This window comes from Halomonas sp. KM-1, assembly GCF_000246875.1.
Lineage (GTDB): Bacteria > Pseudomonadota > Gammaproteobacteria > Pseudomonadales > Halomonadaceae > Halomonas > Halomonas aerodenitrificans.
This window is the reverse complement of record NZ_BAEU01000136.1, coordinates 28621-48804: the sequence shown is the minus strand read 5'-3', so window position 1 is coordinate 48804 and position 20184 is coordinate 28621. Positions and strand designations below refer to the sequence as shown.

The window sequence follows — 20184 nt, the reverse complement described above, 5'->3', positions numbered from 1 at the left end:
CCCTTAAGACTTAGCAGGCTCAGTAGTATGCCTGAATGAGCCTCTGGTGCACTAGTGGTTGGCAGGTTGCAAAACAGTGGTCACAATGCGGATGTAAGCTTTTATAGGATTTCAGTGCGTGTCAGGTATTGCTTTGCCTGCGCGCTCTGAGCTCCGACACAGAATGTAAAAAACTATAAGTACACGTGATTCAACCGCGTGCAGGGAACCTAAAAATGAAGAACACGAATCACCTGGATGAAATCCAGGAGCTCAATCTTGCCTATCTGCTCCTGGCTCAGCGACTGCTCAACGACGACCGTGCGGCGGCCATGTTTCGCCTGAAGATCGATGGTGAAACCGCAGATCTTCTCTCGTCGCTTGGTGTCATTCAGCTGACCCGCCTGGCGCGCACCAATCAGCTGCTCTGCCATTTTGGTTTCGAAGGTGCCGAGCAGCTGCGTCAAGTCATCGATAACCCCCGTGACAATGGATTGTCCCAGTTCCACGCCTCGCTGCTCATGGCAGGCCGTGGAGCGACTTCCATGTCACGGGGGGTGTGAGATGTCACAGAAAAGCCTCGTCGAGGAGATGCAGCAGGTCCAGTTGGCCATCGAGTTGATCGAGCTGGGGGCGCGTCTGCAGGTGCTGGAAACCGAGACCGACCTGAGCCGGGCACGCCTGATTCGGTTGTTCAAGGAGGTGCGTGGCATGTCGCCGCCCAAGGGCATGCTACCGTTCTCCACCGACTGGTTCATTACCTGGCTGCCCAACGTGCATGCCTCGCTGTTTTACAACATCTATCGCAATCTGCTCGAGGAGCAGGGGTGCGAGAGAATGCAGGCTTTCGTCACTGCCTATCGCCTCTACAGTGAGCAGGTCGGCATCGACCAGGCTGAGCCGGTGCTGGCGTTGACCCGTGCCTGGACCTTGGTGCGGTTCTTCGAAAGCGATTTGTTGCAGCTTTCGAAATGTACGCATTGCAGCGGCCACTTCGTCGCTCATGCTCATACGCCGGATCACGATTACGTCTGCGGCATCTGCATGCCGCCCTCACGTGCCGGCAAGACGCGTAAGCGTCGCGAGCGTGAAGCTGCCGAGATCGAGCAAGAGATGGTGCTGACCAAGCGTGTCGGTTGATTAGCTTGCCGTCGAACGCTCGATGAAACCTTTTGAACGCCGCCCCGGCCGGGGCGGCGTTCTGCTGTCTATCCACTCGAATTCACTCTTTTTTTTCTGTGTGGCCTCAAGTGTTGCCGAGTCAGGCCGATAGATTGGGTTAACGACGACTCGCATCCACTAAAGGGTATCGGTTGTGCTGATTCTGCTTGGTTACATCGTAGTCATACTGTGTGTCTTCGGTGGCTTCGTGCTCGCCGGCGGCTTCCTTGGCCCGCTCTACCAGCCCACGGAGCTGTTGATGATCGGTGGTGCCGGCGTGGGAGCGTTCATCGCTGCCAACAACGGCAAGGCGATCAAGGCCACGTTCAAGATATTCCCCAAGCTCAAGCGCACCAAGAAGTACAACAAAGAGATGTACCTGGAGCTGCTCGCAGTCCAGTTCAAGCTGCTGACCAAGGTGCGCCGCGAAGGCATGCTGGGCATCGAGCGCGACATCGACAGTCCGCAGGAGAGCGCACTGTTTCAGGAGCACCCCAAGGTGCTGGCCGATCCGATGATCATGAACTTCCTCACCGATTACCTGCGCTTGATGGTAGCCGGGGGCATGGATCCCATGGAGATCGACGAGCTGATGCTCCATGAGATCGAGACCTTTGAACAGGAGGCGCACATCCCGGCAGATGCCATCGCCAAGGTGGGCGACGCCATGCCGGCATTTGGGATCGTGGCCGCCGTCATGGGCGTAGTGAAGGCCTTGACCTATGCCGATGCCGGGCCGGAGCAGATGGGGGAGATGATCGCCCACGCTCTGGTCGGAACCTTCCTGGGGATTCTGATGGGCTACGGTTTCATCAATCCGGTGGCCAGCAGTATCGAGCGCCAGATCAAGGAGGCGGAGAAGATGCTGCAGTGCATTCGTATCACCCTGCTGGCCAGCCTGCATGGTTACGCACCGCAGTTGGCGGTTGAGTTCGGCCGTAAGGCCCTGCACACCGCCGATCGGCCGGGCTTCACAGAGCTCGAGACCTACGTGCGTAACGCCAAGTCGGGTGCGGCAGCGGAATGAGTGCGGCGGGAGACAAGCGCCCGATCATCATTCGGCGCAAGAAGGTCGTCCACGGCCACCATGGCGGGAGTTGGAAGATCGCCCTGGCCGACTTCATGACGGCCCTGATGGCCCTGTTCCTGGTGATGTGGATTCTGTCGGTGGCCAGTGACGAGCAGCGTCAGGGTGTGGCGGATTACTTCAGTACGCCATTGACCGGCGCGGTCATGGGGGGGGATCGCTCGGGCAGTACCCGTGCCATTCCCGGCGGCGGCCCCGATCCGGCCCATAGCGATGGGGAGCGGGCTCGTATCGATACGCGGGAGTACTCACGGCCCAGCGAGCAGCAGCGTCGCTTCTTCATGGATCTACAGCGGCGTATCGAGGCGGCGATCGATGCCGATCCCGAATTGCGCGAGCTGCGCCAGCAGATGCGCTTCGACCTGACACCCGAGGGGCTGCGTATTCAGCTGCTCGATCATGAACTCCGACCGATGTTCGCCATCGGTAGCGACCGTGTCGAGCCCTATATGCGAAGTCTGCTGCGTACCATTGCACCGTTGCTCAACGACTTGCCCAACTACCTCAGTATCAGCGGTCATACCGACAGCCGCCCCTATGCGGGGGGATATCGTGGCTACAGCAACTGGGAGCTCTCCAGCGACCGGGCCAATGCCTCGCGGCGTGAGCTGGTGGCCGGTGGGCTTGACTCGGATAAGCTGCTTCGCGTCTCGGGCTTCGCGGATCGCGTCATGTTACCGGATACCGACCCGTTCGATGCCGACAACCGTCGCATCGAGCTGTTGGTGCTGCTGCCGGAGGTGGCTGAGTACATTCGTCGGCCGGGTATTCTGGGTGGTCCAGGTGTGCCGAGCCCGATGAGTGCGCGACTGGAGAGCGAGGTTGATCTGGCGCCCGTTGAGCAATTTACCGAAAGTCTGCGCCGCACGCTCAATCCCCAATAACCCCTTTTGACACCAGGTGGTGAAGCGCATGGATATCACGGATTTCTATGACACTTTCTTCGAGGAAGCCGAAGAGCTGCTGGCCGACATGGAGCGCTACCTCTTGGAGCTCGATGTGGACGAGCCTGACAGCGAGCAGCTCAATGCCATCTTCCGCGCCGCCCATTCGATCAAGGGGGGGGCAGGCACGTTCGGCTTCGATGCTCTGCAGAAGACGACTCACCTGTTCGAGAACCTGCTCGACCATACCCGCAAGGGCGAGCTTCGGCTGCGTCGGGATATCGTCGATACCTTTCTGGAAACCAAGGATATGCTCAGCGATCAGCTAGACGCTTATCGCAATGGCGATGAGCCCGATCAGGAAGCTTTCGAGCGAATCTGCCAGACGCTGCAGCGTCTGGCGCTCGAGGAGATCGGTCAGGACCTGGAGAGTGGGGTGCCGGCGGTGGCCAGCCCCCAGCTTGCAGCGAAACCCGAGCCCGAAGCCCCCGTGGAGCAGGGCGCGGCGAGCGACTCCGATCTGCGTGTCGTGGCGCTGCTCAACGTCGGGGAGAAGGACCGCCAGCTTCTCGTCGAAGAGCTGGGGCAACTGGGCGAGGTCGTCGCACAAGGGGGCGACGAGTCGTGCTATGAGGTCACGCTCAGTTCCAGCGTGAGCAACGACGATATCGAAGCGGTGATGTGCTTCATCATCGACACCGATCAAATCAAGATTCGTGGGGCCGATGCGGGCGAGGCGCCCCAAGCCGCAGCCCCGGCAGCGGCGACAGAGGTGGCGGAAGTGCAGTCGGCCCCGGTTCAGGCCGCAGTGGAGCCGACCCCTTCGGCTTCGTCCGCCGCCAGTGTTAAGACCGATAGTGTCAAGACAGACAGTGCCAAGCCCGACAGCGAGAAGCCTGCCAAGGCGAAAGCCAAGGCCAAGGGCGGCGGCGAGTCCACCTCCATTCGGGTGTCCGTCGACAAGGTCGATCAGATCATCAACCTGGTGGGCGAACTGATCATCACCCAGTCGATGCTCGATCAGACCGTCAGCGAGATGGACAACGTCGCCAACAGCGCCCTGCAGAACGGCATGAGCCTGCTGCAGCGCAATGCGCGGGACCTGCAGGAGTCGGTCATGTCGATCCGCATGATCCCCATGGATTTCGTGTTCAGTCGTTTCCCGCGGGTGGTGCGCGAAACGGCCGCCAAGCTGGGTAAGGAGATCGAGCTGGTCACGGAAGGCGAGTCCACCGAGCTCGACAAGAGCCTCACCGAGCGCATCATCGATCCGCTGACGCACCTGGTGCGCAACAGCCTCGACCATGGCATCGAACCGCCCGACGTACGTCAGGCGGCAGGCAAGCCGCGTACCGGCAAGCTGGTGCTCTCGGCCAAACACCAGGGCGGCAACATTATCATCGAGGTGATCGACGACGGTGCCGGGCTCAACCGCGACAGGCTGTTGGCCAAGGCGCGGGAGAACGGTTTGCCGGTTAGCGACACCATGAGCGATGACGAGGTGTGGCAGCTCATCTTTGCGCCGGGGTTCTCCACCGCCAAGGAGGTCACCGACGTTTCCGGGCGCGGGGTGGGCATGGACGTGGTCAAGCGCAACATTCAGGGTATGGGTGGGCACGTGCAGATCATGTCCAAGCCCGGGGAAGGGACCACCATCCGCATCGTCCTGCCGCTGACGCTGGCGATCCTCGACGGTATGTCGATCAAGGTCGGCAACGAGATGTTCATCCTGCCGCTCTCTGCCGTGCTCGAGTCGCTGCAGCCGTCGCGTGAGGATCTCTATGCCATGGCCGGCGACGACGTGGTGCTCAAGGTGCGCGATGAGTACCTGCCCGTGGTGGCTGTACACGAAGCCCTCGACGTGCCCAAGGCCAAGACTGAACTGACCGAGACTATCGCCGTGATCGTACAGGGCGAAGGGCGCCGCTATGCCTTGCTGGTCGACGACCTGGTCGGGCAGCAGCAAGTGGTCGTCAAGAATCTGGAAACCAATTACCGCAAGGTGCCGGGCGTCTCCGCCGCTACCATCCTGGGCGATGGTAGCGTGGCGCTGATTCTCGATATCACCGGCTTGCACCGCCTGAGCCGGGAAAAGAAGGAAAAGCGCCGACCTGTGCGCAAACCGGCACTCGAAGCCCTCACCAATGAAGAGCTGGAGACCTGATCATGAACCAGACGAACGAATCAGCACTGGCCGCGGCCGAAGCCCACAATCGCGAGTTCCTGGTGTTCTCGCTGGGCGAGGAGGAGTACGCCATCGATATCCTCAAGGTGCAGGAAATTCGTGGCTACGAGAACGTAACCCGCATCGCCAACGCCCCGGATTTCATCAAGGGGGTGACCAACCTGCGCGGCGTCATCGTGCCTATCGTAGACCTGCGCATCAAGTTCCACCTCGACAAGGTGGAGTACGGCGGCCAGACCGTGGTGATCGTGGTCAACGTCGAAGATCGTGTCGTCGGCATCGTGGTGGATGGCGTTTCGGACGTCATGACGCTCTCACCGGACCAGATCAAGCCGGCGCCCGAATTCGGCGTCACCCTGTCGTCGGATTTCCTCAGCGGCCTGGGCAGCCTCGACGATCGCATGTTGGTCATCGTCGACATCGACAAACTGCTCACCAGCGATGAGATGGAGCTGGTCGAGCGTGTCGCCGAGTGAGGCTGTCAAGTTTTTGACGAACAAGCCGATATTATCATTACCGGCGACTCGTCAGCGGGGAATTGCCAGGGAGGAAGACGTGAAGCTAATCGATAACCTGACGGTCAGGGCCAGTTGGTTTCTGGTATTGCTCTTTTTCGGCGGCATGATCGTCGTGCTGAGCGGCCTGGGCCTCTATGCCTTGCAGCAGAGCGCCGCCGCCGTCGCGGCCATGGCACCGCATGCCGGAGAGTCGGGCGCCGCTTACCTGGCGGCGTTCGAGACCATGTCCGGCCTGATGCGCCTGGCCATCGTTGCCGTACTGGCCGGGTCTTTGTTGGTCATGGTCATCGTCGTGTGGGGCATCAGCGTCAACGTGCTGAAGCCACTCGCGCGCCTGGTGGGGTATTTCGAAGGGTTGGCCAAGGGCGATCTTTCTCAACCGGTGGAGAGGCGCGGCAACAACGAGATCGGTCGGCTCTTCAACTCGCTCAGGCATATGCAGGATGGGCTTTCTCAGACCGTCGGCACGGTGCGTAGCAGTAGCGAGGGCATCTACGTCGGTGCCCAGGACATTGCTGAGGGCAACGGTGAGCTGTCGTCGCGTACGGAGCAGCAGGCCGCCTCACTGGCCGAGACCGCCTCGAGCATGGAGGAGCTGGCTTCCACCGTGGAGCAGAACGCCGACAATGCGCGGCAGGCAAGCCAGCTGGCAGTCGAAGCCTCGCGTACCGCGGCTCAGGGTGGCGAGGTGGTCGGTGAGGTCGTTGCGACCATGCACGACATCAGCGAGAGCTCGCATCAGATGTCCGACATCATCGGTGTGATCGATAGCATCGCTTTCCAGACCAATATCCTCGCGCTGAATGCCTCGGTGGAGGCTGCCCGCGCCGGAGAGCACGGCCGCGGCTTTGCCGTAGTGGCTCAGGAAGTGCGCAGTCTGGCAGGGCGCAGTGCCTCTGCTGCGGGGGAAATCCGCACGCTGATCGCGGCGTCGCTGGAAAAGGTCGACGTCGGCACAGCCCGTGCAGACAAGGCGGGTCAGACCATGAGCGAGATCGTCGCCGCCGTGCAGCGAGTGAGCGACATCATGGACGAGATCGCCTCGGCCTCGCTGGAGCAGAGCAATGGCATTGGGCAGGTCAATCAGGCCGTGACCCAGATGGATCAGGTCACCCAGCAGAATGCCGCGCTGGTACAGCAGGCGGCGACGGCGGCGACTCAGCTCGAAGCCGAGGCGGCTCGCCTGCGTGAGGCCGTGCTGCGCTTCCGTCTGGCAGGGCAGGCCGGCAAAGCGGAGCAGGAGCGTGCCGTGCGGCCTGTTTCCGGTGGCAGCCAAGTCGCCAGGCTGGAGCACGATCCGCTGCCGGCCAAGCGCCACAATGCCCAGGCAACATCGTCGAATGCTACGCGAAATGAAAAAGAAGAGGAGCAGTGGGCCTCGTTTTGAGGTTTCGATGCTCTCGAGCAGGTGGAGACACGCACGCTGGTACTCCGCTTCCTGATGAAATGCGGTAGTTGGGGGAATAACAAATGCGCAATAACCAACCGGTGACACAGCGGGAGTACAAGCTGAACGATCAGCACCTGCTGATCACGCGGACCGATCTCGATGGCCGCATCACTTACGCCAACGCTGCGTTCGTCGAGGTCAGCGGCTTTGAGCATGTCGAGCTCATCGGGGCCAACCACAACATCATTCGTCATCCCGACATGCCACCCGAAGCCTTTGCCGACCTATGGCAGGCGATCAAGCGCGGCGACTCCTGGCAGGGTGTGGTCAAGAACCGGCGTAAGGATGGCGATCACTACTGGGTCAACGCCACGGTCACGCCGATCGTCGAGAATGGAGAGTGCCTCGGCTACACCTCGGTGCGTACGGCAGTGGAGCCTCATGTTGCCGAGGCGGTAGGGCGTGCCTACGAGCAGCTAAGAGCGGGTCGCTCCGGCCTTGCCATCCGCCAAGGGCAGGTGATTCGTCGCGGGCCCCTGGGGTGGCTGGCACGTACCAACCTGCACAGCATCCGTGCGCGGCTCTCCATGCTGACGTTTTCGGCGCTGCTGCTGCTTACCATCAGCGGAGGTGTCGGGTTGTACGGCCTGCAAGTTTCGGGCGAGCGTCTGGCCGAGCTCAACCGCGACGGTTTGCAGGACGTGATTCGACTGCAGCAGCTCGATCAGGCTATCGCCGATGCGCCGCAGCGGCTCTCCGGCCAGGAACGTATGGCGCTGCTCAACGTACGTCACGATGTCGCCGAGTCCCTGGTGGTCGGCAGTGAGCGTTTGACACAGCTGTGGCAGGAGTATCTTGCGCGGGACGTGAACCGTACGCCGGTTGCCATGGAGTTCGATGCGGCACTGACCCGTTACATGCAAGAAGGTCTGGTTCCCATGGCGGAAGCGCTGGGTGGCCCCGAGGCGTTCGATGCCATGATGGCGTTGAACAACGAAACGGCGGGGCTGCGAGAAAGTGCCGATGCGCTGTCGGACCTGGTCAATCAGCTCGTGGAGCAGCAACGGCTCGCGGCGTTGAGCATGGCGGAAGAGGCCGAGCGTGGCCAACAGCAGATGTTGTTCGGGCAGTTGGCATTCCTGGCGCTGGGCTTCGTGCTGCTGTTGGTCATCAGCGTATGGATCATGCGTGCCATCACGCGACCGGTGCGACGTGCCATCGATTTCAGTCTGCAGATCGCTTCGGGCAACCTGGCGGTACGTTCGCCGAAACAGAGTCGTGATGAAATCGGCGAGCTGCTGGGTTCGCTGGATACCATGCGCAAGAGTCTCTACAGCACGACCGAGAGGGTACAGCAGGGCATCGACGTGGTAACGCCGGCGTCGCGCTCCATCGCTCAGGGCAACGAGGATCTCTCCGCGCGCACCGAGCAGCAGGCCGCCTCGCTGCAGCAGACCGCCTCCAGCATGGAGGAGATGACCACCACGGTGCAGCAGAACACCGACAACGCTCGTCAGGCCAGTGGGCTGGCGCTGGACAATGCCAGCCGCGTGCGCGACACCGGCGAGCTGATGCACGGCGTGGTGCAGACCATGGGGCGCATCACCGCCGGGGCGGAGAAGATGAAGGACATCATCAACGTGATCGACTCCATCGCCTTCCAGACCAACATCCTGGCGTTGAACGCCTCGGTGGAGGCGGCGCGGGCGGGAGAGCAGGGGCGTGGCTTCGCGGTGGTGGCCGGCGAGGTGCGCAATTTGGCCGGTCGCAGCGCGGATGCCGCCAAGGAAATTCGCCAACTGATCGACGGCTCGGCCAGCGAGATCCATGAAGGCGCCAGTCAGGTGCAGCGAGCCGAGCAGGCGATGGCCGAAGTGGTGGCGGCCTCTCAGCGGGTCAACGACATCATGGGTGAGATCACCGCCGCCTCGGAAGAGCAGAGCAGCGGTATCGGCCAGATCAATCAGGCGATCACCGAGATGGACCAGGTCACGCAGCAGAACGCCGAGCGCGTGCAGCAGAGCGCGCGGGCAGCCAGCGACCTGCAGCATCAGGCCGAACAATTGGCACAGACCATCCGTGTCTTCCGCTTGCGGGGGGCCGGGCTCGAAAAGGTGGAGAGCCTCTCGGGTAACAAGGATGCCAACACGCATCATCAAGCCGGCACGCAAAGAAAGCCGGTCCAGACGCCAGCCTTGCAGCATGACCCTCTCCCCAGCAGGCGAGCATCGACCGGAAACCGGCCGGCCGCCGAGGAAGAGTGGGAAACGTTCTAATGGGGATTCTCATGAGGCGGTGAAGGATAATAACTATGCGTGACAATCAACCGGTGACACAGCGGGAACTCAAGCTTGACGATCAGCACCTGCTCATCACGCGCACGGATCTGGAGGGGCGGATCACCTATGCCAACTCCGCATTCGTGGAAGTGAGTGGGTACGCCCACGAGGAGTTGATCGGGTCGCCTCACAATCTGATCCGCCACCCCGACATGCCCAAGGCAGCCTTCGCCGACCTGTGGAAGACCGTGAAGGGCGGTAACACATGGCAGGGAGTGATCCGGAACCGATGCAAGAACGGTGATCACTACTGGGTGCAGGCTGCGGTCACGCCGATCTTCGAAGAAGGCAAGTGCCTGGGCTACACCTCGGTGTGTACACGCGCTGCGGAAAAGGATATCGACAAGGCATCGAAAGCCTATGCCCTGCTGCGGGAAGGGAGGGGCAAGCTGGCATTCAAGCAAGGGCAGCTGGTGCGTCGTGGACCCTTGGCGGTCCTGGCCCGGCTCAACGTGCACACCATTCGTGCCAAGCTGGTAATGCTGACCGTAGTCCCCGTCTTGCTATTGTTGCTCAGCGGTGCCGTGGGGCTCTACGGGCTCAAGGTATCGGGCGACAGGGTTGCTGAACTGAACGGCAATGTGGTGCAGGATATTGCCGATCTGCAGCGCATCGATCAGCTGCTGAGCCAGCTGATGATCGATCTGGAGCGACCGGTGCGCAATCCCAGAGCACTACGGATGGAGCAGATTCAAGAGTTGGCGGGTGAGGCGGAAGGCGTCGTCGAGCGAATCCAGGCCGCCTGGGCGAGCTTCCTCGAAGGAGAGGATACGACCCTCGGCGAAGTGGCTGAGTTGAGCACCCGGCTCGATACTGCCATCGATGGCGGTATCCGTCCGACCCTGAAGGCACTGATCGACGGCAGCGGCTTTGCCGCCTATGAAGCCTACAATGACGTGCTGCGCCCGGAAGTCGACGCCATGGGCAGCAGCATCAACACCCTGGTAGCAGGCAAGCTCGACTATGCTGATCGATTGGCTGCCGAAGCCGAGCGCGGTCAGCAGATGATGCTGACCGGCCAGATCGCAGCGCTGTCGGTGGGGATTCTGTTCCTGGTTCTGCTGGGCATCTGGACCCTGCGTGCGATTACGCGACCGGTTAACCGGGCCGTCGATTTCACTCTGCAGGTGGCCTCGGGCAATCTGGCGGTGCGCTCACCGGACCGGACCCGCGATGAGATCGGCGTGCTGCTCGGGGCACTCAATACCATGCGCAAGAGTCTCTACAGCACGACCGAGAGGGTGCAGCAGGGCATCGACGTGGTAACGCCGGCGTCGCGCTCCATTGCTCAGGGCAACGAGGATCTCTCCGCGCGCACCGAGCAGCAGGCCGCCTCGCTGCAGCAGACCGCCTCCAGCATGGAGGAGATGACCACCACGGTGCAGCAGAACACCGACAACGCTCGTCAGGCCAGTGGGCTGGCACTGGACAATGCCAGCCGCGTGCGTGATACCGGCGAGCTGATGCACGGCGTGGTGCAGACCATGGGGCGCATCACCGCCGGGGCGGAGAAGATGAAGGACATCATCAACGTGATCGACTCCATCGCCTTCCAGACCAACATCCTGGCGTTGAACGCCTCGGTGGAGGCGGCGCGGGCGGGCGAGCAGGGGCGTGGCTTCGCGGTGGTGGCCGGCGAGGTGCGCAATTTGGCCGGTCGCAGCGCGGATGCCGCCAAGGAAATTCGCCAACTGATCGACGGCTCGGCCAGCGAGATCCATGAAGGCGCCAGTCAGGTGCAGCGAGCCGAGCAGGCGATGGCCGAAGTGGTGGCGGCCTCGCAGCGGGTCAACGACATCATGGGTGAGATCACCGCCGCCTCGGAAGAGCAGAGCAGCGGTATCGGCCAGATCAATCAGGCGATCACCGAGATGGACCAGGTCACGCAGCAGAACGCCGAACGCGTGCAGCAGAGCGCGCGGGCAGCCAGCGACCTGCAGCATCAGGCCGAACTGCTGGCTCGTGCCATCCGCGTGTTCCGCCTGCGCGGCGCCGGCCCTGAGCAGGTGCCGAGCCCACAGCAGAAACATTCTTTCGATGCACGGACCGAACGAACGAGTGCCGCCCCCGCGTTGTCGCACGACCCGCTTCCCGTGAAGCGGGCCGCCGTCAAGCCGAGCAAAGTGGCCACCGATGAGGAGTGGGAAACGTTTTGACACAGTTTCGGGCGCCCGGTAGCGAACCGGGGCAATGGTCAGGGCTGGGTCACCTGGAGCGTGACCTGGTGCTGACCGATGAGGACTTTGCCAAGATCCGCCAGCTGATCTATCAGCGGGCCGGAATCGTACTGGCGGAGCACAAGCGTGAGATGGTCTACAGTCGTCTGGCCAAGCGCTTGCGGCATCATGGCCTGACCCGCTTCAGCGACTATCTGGAAAGGCTGGCACGCCAACCCGATGCGCGGGAGTGGGAGGCATTCACCAATGCTTTGACCACCAATCTCACCGCTTTTTTCCGCGAGATGCACCATTTCCCGCTGCTGGCAGAACACGTCAGAAAGGCCACGGGGCCTGTGCGTATCTGGAGCGCGGCGGCCTCCACCGGCGAGGAGCCCTACTCCATCGCCATGACGCTGCACGAGAGCCTGGGTGCACGAGCTACCGAAGCTCGTGTGGTGGCGACCGATATCGATACCGAGGCCTTGGCCCGTGCTCGGGCCGGGGTCTATCCCATCGAGCAGGTGCGCAAGCTCGATGATGAGCGGGTGAGGCGCTTTTTCCAGAAAGGGCGGGGGCAGCAAGAAGGTTTGGCCAGGGTGCGTCCGGAAGTGACGTCCATGGTGGAGTTCCTGCACATGAACCTGCTGGCTCCTCAATGGCCGATCAAGGGGCCTTTCGACGCCATCTTTTGTCGTAACGTGATGATCTATTTCGACAAGCAGACCCAGGCACGCATCCTCGAACGCTTCGCTCCCTTGCTCAAGCCCGATGGCCTGCTATTTGCCGGCCACTCCGAAAATTTCTCGTACATCAGCAAGGTATTTCGCCTGCGTGGGCAAACCGTTTACACCCTGGCCTAGCAAGTGCCCGTGCTCGGCCAGTTTTCGCCTAATGCCTAAAGTTTTTGCCGACCGTGCCGATCAATGAGGCATACCCTTTGCTGCGGGTCGCAAAGACTCCCCTACGTGACAGGAGATTTGCCTTGGGATCGAACAGGATCAAGGTGTTGTGCGTTGACGATTCGGCGCTGATTCGTGATCTGCTCAGCGAGATCATCAACTCGCAGCCGGACATGGAAGTGGTGGCCGTGGCACCGGATCCACTGGTCGCGCGCGATCTCATCAAACAGCACAACCCCGATGTCCTGACGCTCGACGTCGAGATGCCGCGCATGGACGGTCTCGACTTTCTCGAGCGTCTCATGCGTCTGCGTCCGATGCCGGTGCTGATGGTCTCTTCGCTGACCCAGGCCGGTTCGGAAATCACACTGCGTGCCCTGGAGCTGGGAGCGCTCGATTTCGTCGCCAAGCCGTCGCTGGGCATTCGCAGCGGTATGCTGGAGTACGCCAACGACATCGCCGAGAAGATCCGCGCCGCCGCCAAGTCGCGACCGCGACAGGCGCGTCAGGCTCAGGCAGCACCGCGTGAGGCGCTCAAGGCGCCCCTGGTATCGAGTGAGAAACTGATCATCATCGGTGCCTCCACCGGCGGCACGGAAGCGATCCGTGCCGTGCTCGAGCCGCTGCCGGCCAACAGCCCGGCCATTCTGATCACGCAACACATGCCCGGTGGTTTCACCCGCTCTTTCGCCGAACGGCTCAACCGCCTGTGCAACATTACCGTGAAGGAAGCCAGCGACGGCGAGCGTGTGCTACCGGGGCATGCCTATATCGCTCCGGGGGATGCACATCTCAAGTTGGCGCGAAGCGGGGCGAACTACGTTGCCAGACTCGACGACGGCCCGCCGGTCAACCGCCATCGCCCATCGGTGGACGTGCTGTTCCACTCCGCCGCCACCCAGGCCGGGCGCAACGCCATCGGCGTGATACTGACTGGCATGGGCAAGGATGGCGCTGCCGGCCTGCTGGAGATGCGTCAGGCAGGCTCGGCCACCCTGGCACAGGACGAAGCGAGCTGCGTGGTCTTTGGCATGCCGCGGGAAGCCATCTCGCTGGGCGGGGCCGTGGAGGTGGTCGGCCTCGACGAGATTCCGGAACGACTGATGGCACTGGTGGCCGTGTCCGGCCGTGCCCAGCGTGTCTGACTATTTTCTATTTCATCAAGAACAACAACAAGAAACAGGAATTTACCTGTCTTAATCGCGAGGAACGCCGAAATGAGCCGCATTTTACGTAACATCAGCATTCATGCTTCCATGATTGCCGTGCTGGTCTGCTTTGCCGTACTGATCGGTGTGGTGTCGTTGCTCTCGATCATGTCGGACCGGCAGGCCACGCGAATCATGGTCGATCTCGATAGTATCAACGTGCAGCAGCTCAACGAGATCAACCGTGCCGATGCGCTGCTCAACGTGGCACGCGTGAGCCTTGAGATCGCTTCCAACCAGATCATGCTGGGTCGTATGGCAGATGCCAACCAGCAGCTCGATATCGCCGCCAATCGCATGGATCGCGCAGAGGTCAGGCTTAGCAACTTTGCAGCCGTGCCGAAGTCGGCTGAGGCACAGGAGCTGGCGCAGCAGCTCGAGCGGAATTTTCATACCGTGCTGGGCCTCGTTCGTGAGCAGCATATTGCTTTGGACGAACTCAATACACCGGGATTCGGTAATCTTCGTGACCAGTTGATCGAGCCGAGTAACGCGCTGGCTGAGAACATGACCGAGTTCGTTGCCTACGGTTTCAGCAGTGGCCAGGCCATGACCGAAGACTTCCGCGTTCAGTCGGAGCGCTTTGTGTTCATCACCCTGGGCGCGCTGTTGCTGGCGCTGGTGGTACTGGTGCTGGTCTATGTGGGGCTGCGCAGCACGGTGATCCGCCCGCTCAACTCGGCGGTCAAGCATCTGCAGGCCATCGCCAAGGCCGACCTGACGGCCAGAATACCCGAGGGCAGTCGCAACGAGATCGGCAAGCTCTTCAATGCCATGCGCAACATGCAACAGAGCCTGACGCGTATCGTCGGCCAGGTGCGAGACGGCAGCAGCTCGATTCATATCGGTACGCGCGAGATTGCCAGCGGCAATGCCGACCTCTCCTCGCGCACCGAGCAGCAGGCGGCTTCGCTCGAGGAGACGGCCTCCAGCATGGAAGAGCTCACTGCCACGGTGCGCCAGAATGCCGACAACGCGCGTCAGGCCAGCGGGCTGGCCCTGGATGCCTCGACCACGGCAGAACAAGGCGGCGAGGTGGTGGATCGCGTGGTCAAGACCATGGTGGGAATTTCGACCAGCTCGCAGAAGATCAGCGATATCACCAGTGTCATCGATTCCATCGCCTTCCAGACCAACATTCTGGCATTGAACGCCTCGGTGGAGGCGGCGCGGGCCGGTGAACAGGGGCGCGGTTTCGCCGTGGTGGCCGGTGAGGTGCGCAACTTGGCCAGCCGCAGCGCCACGGCGGCCAAGGAGATCAAGGAGCTCATCGATGGTTCGGTGGCTCAGGTCAAGGAAGGGTCGCTGCTGGCCGAGCAGGCCGGCGAGACCATGGACGAGGTGGTCAAGGCCGTGCGTCGGGTCACCGACATCATGGACGAGATCTCCGCAGCGTCCCAGGAGCAGAGCGACGGTATCGAGCAGGTGAGCCAGGCGGTGGGTCAGATGGATCAGGTGACCCAGCAGAATGCCTCGCTGGTGCAGCAGGCAACGGCCGCCGCCGCCTCGCTGGAGGAGCAGGCGAATCGTCTGGAGCAGGCCGTGGCCGTGTTCCGTCTGTCCGGCGACGTGGAGTCCGAGATCAAGACAGATGCTGGCGGCGGGGCTTTGGCGAAGCGCGCCGGCGTGCCTGCCCTGGCCGAGCCGGGCGCCTCGTCGCGCAGCGCGTCGCGCGTACCGGCCGAGATCGACCCCAAGCCCAGCCGCAAGCCCCGTAAAGAGACGGTGGCCGAGGGTGACTGGGAAGAGTTCTGAGTAGTGTAAACGAATCCCGACGGCACTTGGGCGGCCGTCGGTCATGGATCATTGCCTGGATAGAAGAGAGGAATCCCGATGGCCGATAAGAACATGAGCTTTCTGGTGGTAGACGACTTTCCGACCATGCGTCGGATCGTTCGGAGCCTGCTCAAGGAGCTCGGTTACACCAACGTCGAAGAGGCCGAAGATGGCCAGGAGGCGCTGAGCAAGCTGCGCGGCGGTTCGTTCGAGTTCGTGGTGTCCGACTGGAACATGCCGAATCTCGACGGCCTGGAGATGCTCAAGCAGATTCGCGCCGATGCCGCGCTCAAGGACCTGCCCGTGCTGATGGTCACGGCCGAGGCCAAGAAGGAGAACATCATCGCGGCAGCCCAGGCGGGCGCCAGCGGGTACGTGGTGAAACCCTTCACCGCCGCCACGCTGGAAGAGAAACTCAACAAGATATTCGAGAAACTGGGCAAGTGATGGCGGCTGGCCTGTCCTGCTTGCGAAGGAGACGACAAGATGAGCTCAAACGAGTCGCCCGGTGCTGCCGGTGAGGACCTGGTCCAGCGCATCGGCCAGCTGACTCGCATGCTGCGGGAAAGCATGCGTGAGCTGGGGCTGGACAAGGAGATCGAGAAGGCGGCGGAAGCCATCCCCGATGCGAGGGACCGGCTGAACTACGTCGCCACCATGACCGAGCAAGCGGCCGAGCGTGCTCTGAATGCCATCGATCGTGCCCAGCCCCTGCAGGATTCGATCAGCAGCGGCGCCGAGTCGCTAGACAAGCGCTGGGCAGCGTGGTTTGCCGAGCCCAAGGAGCTCGACGAGGCGCGCGAGCTGGTCAAAGAGACCCGCTCCTATCTAGCCGAGGTGCCCGACAAGACCCAGGCGACCCAGAAGGAGCTGCTCGAGATCATGATGGCCCAGGACTTCCAGGACCTGACCGGCCAGGTGATCAAGAAGATGATGGACGTGATCCGTGAGATCGAGCACCAACTGGTTCAGGTGCTGATCGACAACGTACCCGAGGAGCTGGCCCGCGAGAACATGCAGCGCAAGGCCAACGACCAGTGGGAGAACGATGCGCGGCGGCGGGAAGAGGGGCTCAAGAACGGCCCGCAGATCAAGCCCGGCGCCGATGTGGTCACCAATCAGGATCAGGTGGACGATTTGCTCGACCAACTCGGTTTCTGATTGTAGTTTGGCGATTTGCTTAGCCGTCTCTTCCAACTGCACTACCTTCCCTGCGCCGAGGGTCGTGGCCGATAAAGCCACGATCATCGGCGCTTTTTGGCGTATCGCCATGCCCCCGTTGACGCCACAATGGCCACCGTGCGGAAAAGTGTGCGGGAGCCATGGCCGACCAGAGCAGCGATCAGGAAAAGACCGAAGAGGCTACGCCTCGTCGCCTCGAGAAGGCGCGAGAGGAAGGCCAGGTCGCCCGCTCTCGTGAGCTGACCACCTTCATGCTGCTATTGGGTGGTGTGGTCGGCATGTGGTCGATGGGGGCGCTGCTTTACGACCAGTTGGGCCTGGTAATGGAGCAGGCCTTCCTGTTCGAGAGGCGTCAGGCCTTTGAAACCGGTCCCATGCTGAGCAATGTGCTCGACCTGGGAACGCGCACGCTGTTGACCATGCTGCCGCTGTTTCTGTTGTTGACGGTGGTGGCATTGGTGGCACCGGCGCTGCTGGGCGGTTGGCTGATCTCGGCAAAGTCACTCAAGCCTCAGATGTCTAAGCTCAACCCGTTCAAGGGGCTGAAGCGCATGTTCGGCGTCCAGGCCCTGGTCGAGCTGTTCAAGGCGGTGGCCAAGTCGACGCTGATAGGCGGTGTGGGCATGGCATACCTTTACTTCAACCGCGGGGAATACCTGTCGTTGATGGATCAGCCGACCACCCAGGCGTTGGCGCGGGCTTTGATGATGGCTGCCCAGGCCTGTGGGCTTATGGTATTGACGCTGCTGGTGGTGATTCTGATCGACGTGCCTTACCAGCTGTGGAGTCATGCCAAGAAGTTGCGCATGTCCAAAGAGGAGGTCAAGCGCGAACACAAGGAGTCGGAGGGCGACCCGCACGTCAAGGCGCGGATTCGCTCCCAGCAGCAGGCGATGGCGCGCGGTCGTATGATGAGCAAGGTACCGGAGGCCGATGTGATCATCACCAACCCCACCCACTATGCCGTGGCGCTGCAATATGACGAGATGCGCATGGGGGCTCCCCGCGTTGTAGCCAAGGGCGCCGACATGGTGGCGGCACGTATCCGCGAGCTGGGCGAGGAAGCCGGCGTTCCGCTGCTTCAGGCGCCACCGCTGGCCCGGGCGCTGTATCATCACGTCGATCTGGACCGCGAAATTCCGCTGGATCTGTATACCGCCGTGGCGGAAGTGCTGGCCTGGGCCTTCCGTCTCAAGCACGTTACCCAAGAGGGGGGAGAGGTGCCGCCTACACCCGAAGACTTGCCTATCCCAGAGAGCCTGGCCGTGCCGGCTACTGACACGGGCAATGATGCCGCTGATCAGGGGCCGTCCGTGCCCGATGGAGCGCGTCGATGAAATCCCTGAGCCATCTCATTGGGCGTCGCGACTGGATGGGCGACGTGCGCATGAAGCTGCTGGCCGGTCCGATCCTGATCATCATGATCCTCGGCATGATGATCGTGCCGCTGCCGCCTTTTGCACTCGATCTGCTGTTCACCTTCAACATTGCACTGGCCGTGATGGTGCTGCTGGTCAGCATGTTCACCCAGAAGCCGCTGGATTTTGCCGCTTTCCCGGCGGTGCTGCTGTTTACCACGCTGCTGCGACTGTCGCTCAACGTGGCTTCGACCCGGGTCATCCTGATGGAAGGACACCAAGGCGGCGACTCCGCCGGCAAGGTGATCGAAGCCTTCGGGCAGTTCCTGATCGGCGGCAACTTCGCCGTGGGCCTGGTGGTGTTCCTGATCCTCGTCATCATCAACTTCATGGTCATCACCAAGGGCGCAGGGAGGATTGCCGAGGTCGGTGCGCGCTTCATGCTCGACGCCATGCCCGGCAAGCAGATGGCCATCGATGCCGACCTCAACGCCGGCCTGATAGGCGAAGAGGACGCACGCAAGCGGCGTGCCGAAGTCGCCCAGGAGGCCGACTTCTACGGCTCCATGGACGGTGCCAGCAAGTTCGTGCGCGGTGACGCCATGGCCGGCCTGGTGATCATGGTGGTCAATATCATCGGCGGGCTGCTGATCGGCATGCTGCAGCACGGCATGGGCTTCGGCGATGCCGCCAAGACCTACACCCTGATGACCATCGGCGATGGCCTGGTGGCCCAGATTCCCGCCTTGATTATCTCAACCGCTGCCGGCGTAACCGTCTCGCGGGTCAATACCGAGCAGGACGTCGGCCAGCAGATGATCAGCCAGCTGTTCGTCAACCCTCAGGTCATGGTGCTGGCGGCGCTGGTCATGGGGCTGCTGGGGCTGGTACCCGGTATGCCCAACCTGGTGTTCCTGATCTTCACCGGACTGCTGGCTGGCTTGGCCTGGATGCTGACGCGCCAGAAGGAGCAGCAACTGGTCGAGCAGGAGCTCAACACTGAGCCGCTACCGCAGCCTGAGGCGCCCGAGGCCAGCTGGGACGACGTGCAACTGGTGGATACACTGGGCTTGGAGGTCGGCCACAGGCTGATCCCGCTGGTGGATCAGCGCCAGGATGGCGAGCTGCTGGGCCGCATCAAGAGCGTGCGCAAGAAATTCGCTCAGGAGGTCGGGTTCCTGCCGGCTGTGGTGCACATTCGCGACAACCTGGAACTGGGTGCCAACACTTACGTGATCACCCTGAAGGGAGCCGAGATCGGCCGCGCTGAAGCCTTCCCGGGGCAGTGGCTTGCCATCGACCCCGGTCAGGTCACCGGCCAGCTCCAGGGCACGCCGACTGCCGACCCGGCCTTCGGCCTGCCGGCGATCTGGATCGACGCGGGTCAGCGCGAGCACGCCCAGGTGTACGGCTATACCGTGGTCGATGCCGGCACGGTGATCGCTACCCATCTCAACCACTTGCTGCACCGCCATGCGCCCGAGATGCTCGGCCGTCAGGAGGTTCAGAAGCTGCTCGACAAGCTGGGCGAGGAGCAGAAGTCTCTGGTCGAAGATGTCGTGCCCAAGGCCGTCAACCTGACGGCGCTGCAGCGTATCCTGCAGAACCTGTTGGAAGAGGATGTCTCGATTCGCGACATGCGTACCATACTGGATACGCTGGCCGAGTATGCCCCGCATCAGCAGGACACCAACGAGCTGACGGCGCTGGTACGCATTGCTCTTGGGCGGACGATTACGCAGCAATGGTATCCAGGACGCGATACGCTAAATGTGATCGGCCTGGATGCCCAGCTCGAGCAGGTGCTGATGCAGGCCATGAACGGCAACGGAGCACTCGAGCCCGGGCTGGCAGCAACGCTGATGAGTCAGGCCGAGCAGGCAGTCGAGCGGCATGAGGCCAGCGGAGAGCCACCGGTACTGGTGGTCCAGCACAGTCTGAGGCCGCTGGTGGCCAGGTTCCTGCGTCGGCGCATGCGCCACCTGGTGGTCATGTCACAGGCGGAAATTCCCGATGATCGGACACTGCGCGTCACGTCGCTGGTGGGAGGTCGATAATC

Annotated in this window: 16 protein-coding genes; all 16 read left to right on the top strand. The window is 62.1% G+C overall.

All coding sequences use genetic code 11. From position 1 onward, the window contains the following. Positions 1-215: 215 nt before the first annotated feature. The 16 genes from flhD to flhA all read left to right on the top strand — a co-directional run bounded on the left by flhD (position 216) and on the right by flhA (position 20182). Positions 216-542: a flagellar transcriptional regulator FlhD gene (gene flhD, locus B8115_RS16275; RefSeq protein ID WP_010628893.1), complete on the top strand. Its 327-nt coding sequence runs from the start codon at positions 216-218 to the stop codon at positions 540-542. A 1-nt stretch (position 543) separates the two neighbouring features. After that, on the top strand, positions 544-1119 hold the full coding sequence (gene flhC, locus B8115_RS16270; RefSeq protein ID WP_010628892.1) for a flagellar transcriptional regulator FlhC: 576 nt from the start codon (positions 544-546) through the stop codon (positions 1117-1119). 175 nt (positions 1120-1294) lie between these two features. Further along, positions 1295-2167, top strand: coding sequence for a flagellar motor stator protein MotA (motA, locus tag B8115_RS16265; RefSeq protein WP_010628891.1), 873 nt, complete (start codon positions 1295-1297; stop codon positions 2165-2167). Next, a complete protein-coding gene (gene motB, locus B8115_RS16260) occupies positions 2164-3111 on the top strand; it encodes a flagellar motor protein MotB (protein ID WP_010628890.1) in 948 nt (315 codons plus the stop codon). The genes motA and motB overlap by 4 nt, the downstream gene beginning before the upstream one ends. Before the next feature lie 28 nt (positions 3112-3139). Beyond that, the gene (gene cheA, locus B8115_RS16255; protein WP_010628889.1) at positions 3140-5275 is read left to right on the top strand and encodes a chemotaxis protein CheA; all 2136 of its coding nucleotides are present in this window, start codon (positions 3140-3142) and stop codon (positions 5273-5275) included. 2 nt (positions 5276-5277) lie between these two features. Beyond that, on the top strand, positions 5278-5772 hold the full coding sequence (locus B8115_RS16250) for a chemotaxis protein CheW (protein ID WP_010628888.1): 495 nt from the start codon (positions 5278-5280) through the stop codon (positions 5770-5772). 79 nt (positions 5773-5851) lie between these two features. Next, positions 5852-7201: a methyl-accepting chemotaxis protein gene (locus B8115_RS16245; protein WP_010628887.1), complete on the top strand. Its 1350-nt coding sequence runs from the start codon at positions 5852-5854 to the stop codon at positions 7199-7201. 83 nt (positions 7202-7284) lie between these two features. Further along, on the top strand, positions 7285-9480 hold the full coding sequence (locus B8115_RS16240; protein WP_010628886.1) for a methyl-accepting chemotaxis protein: 2196 nt from the start codon (positions 7285-7287) through the stop codon (positions 9478-9480). Positions 9481-9515: 35 nt separating this feature from the next. After that, positions 9516-11699, top strand: coding sequence for a methyl-accepting chemotaxis protein (locus B8115_RS16235; protein ID WP_010628885.1), 2184 nt, complete (start codon positions 9516-9518; stop codon positions 11697-11699). After that, positions 11696-12562: a CheR family methyltransferase gene (locus tag B8115_RS16230; protein ID WP_010628884.1), complete on the top strand. Its 867-nt coding sequence runs from the start codon at positions 11696-11698 to the stop codon at positions 12560-12562. Before B8115_RS16235 ends, B8115_RS16230 begins: the two co-directional genes overlap by 4 nt. 122 nt (positions 12563-12684) lie before the next feature. Further along, complete coding sequence (locus tag B8115_RS16225; RefSeq protein ID WP_010628883.1) at positions 12685-13746, top strand: chemotaxis response regulator protein-glutamate methylesterase; 1062 nt, start codon at positions 12685-12687, stop codon at positions 13744-13746. Between the two features lie 72 nt (positions 13747-13818). Further along, a complete protein-coding gene (locus B8115_RS16220) occupies positions 13819-15564 on the top strand; it encodes a methyl-accepting chemotaxis protein (protein ID WP_010628882.1) in 1746 nt (581 codons plus the stop codon). Between the two features lie 78 nt (positions 15565-15642). Then, entirely contained in the window at positions 15643-16032 is a 390-nt protein-coding gene (cheY, locus tag B8115_RS16215; protein WP_010628881.1) for a chemotaxis response regulator CheY, read from the top strand. A gap of 39 nt (positions 16033-16071) precedes the next feature. Further along, positions 16072-16746 (top strand): protein phosphatase CheZ, encoded by a 675-nt coding sequence (gene cheZ, locus B8115_RS16210; RefSeq protein ID WP_010628880.1) that lies wholly within the window; start codon positions 16072-16074, stop codon positions 16744-16746. Between the two features lie 161 nt (positions 16747-16907). Then, complete coding sequence (flhB, locus tag B8115_RS16205; protein WP_010628879.1) at positions 16908-18104, top strand: flagellar biosynthesis protein FlhB; 1197 nt, start codon at positions 16908-16910, stop codon at positions 18102-18104. Beyond that, positions 18101-20182 carry a flagellar biosynthesis protein FlhA gene (gene flhA, locus B8115_RS16200; RefSeq protein WP_010628878.1) on the top strand — a complete coding sequence of 694 codons (2082 nt, stop codon included), beginning with the start codon at positions 18101-18103 and terminating at the stop codon, positions 20180-20182. The genes flhB and flhA overlap by 4 nt, the downstream gene beginning before the upstream one ends. The last annotated feature ends 2 nt before the right edge of the window (positions 20183-20184 follow it).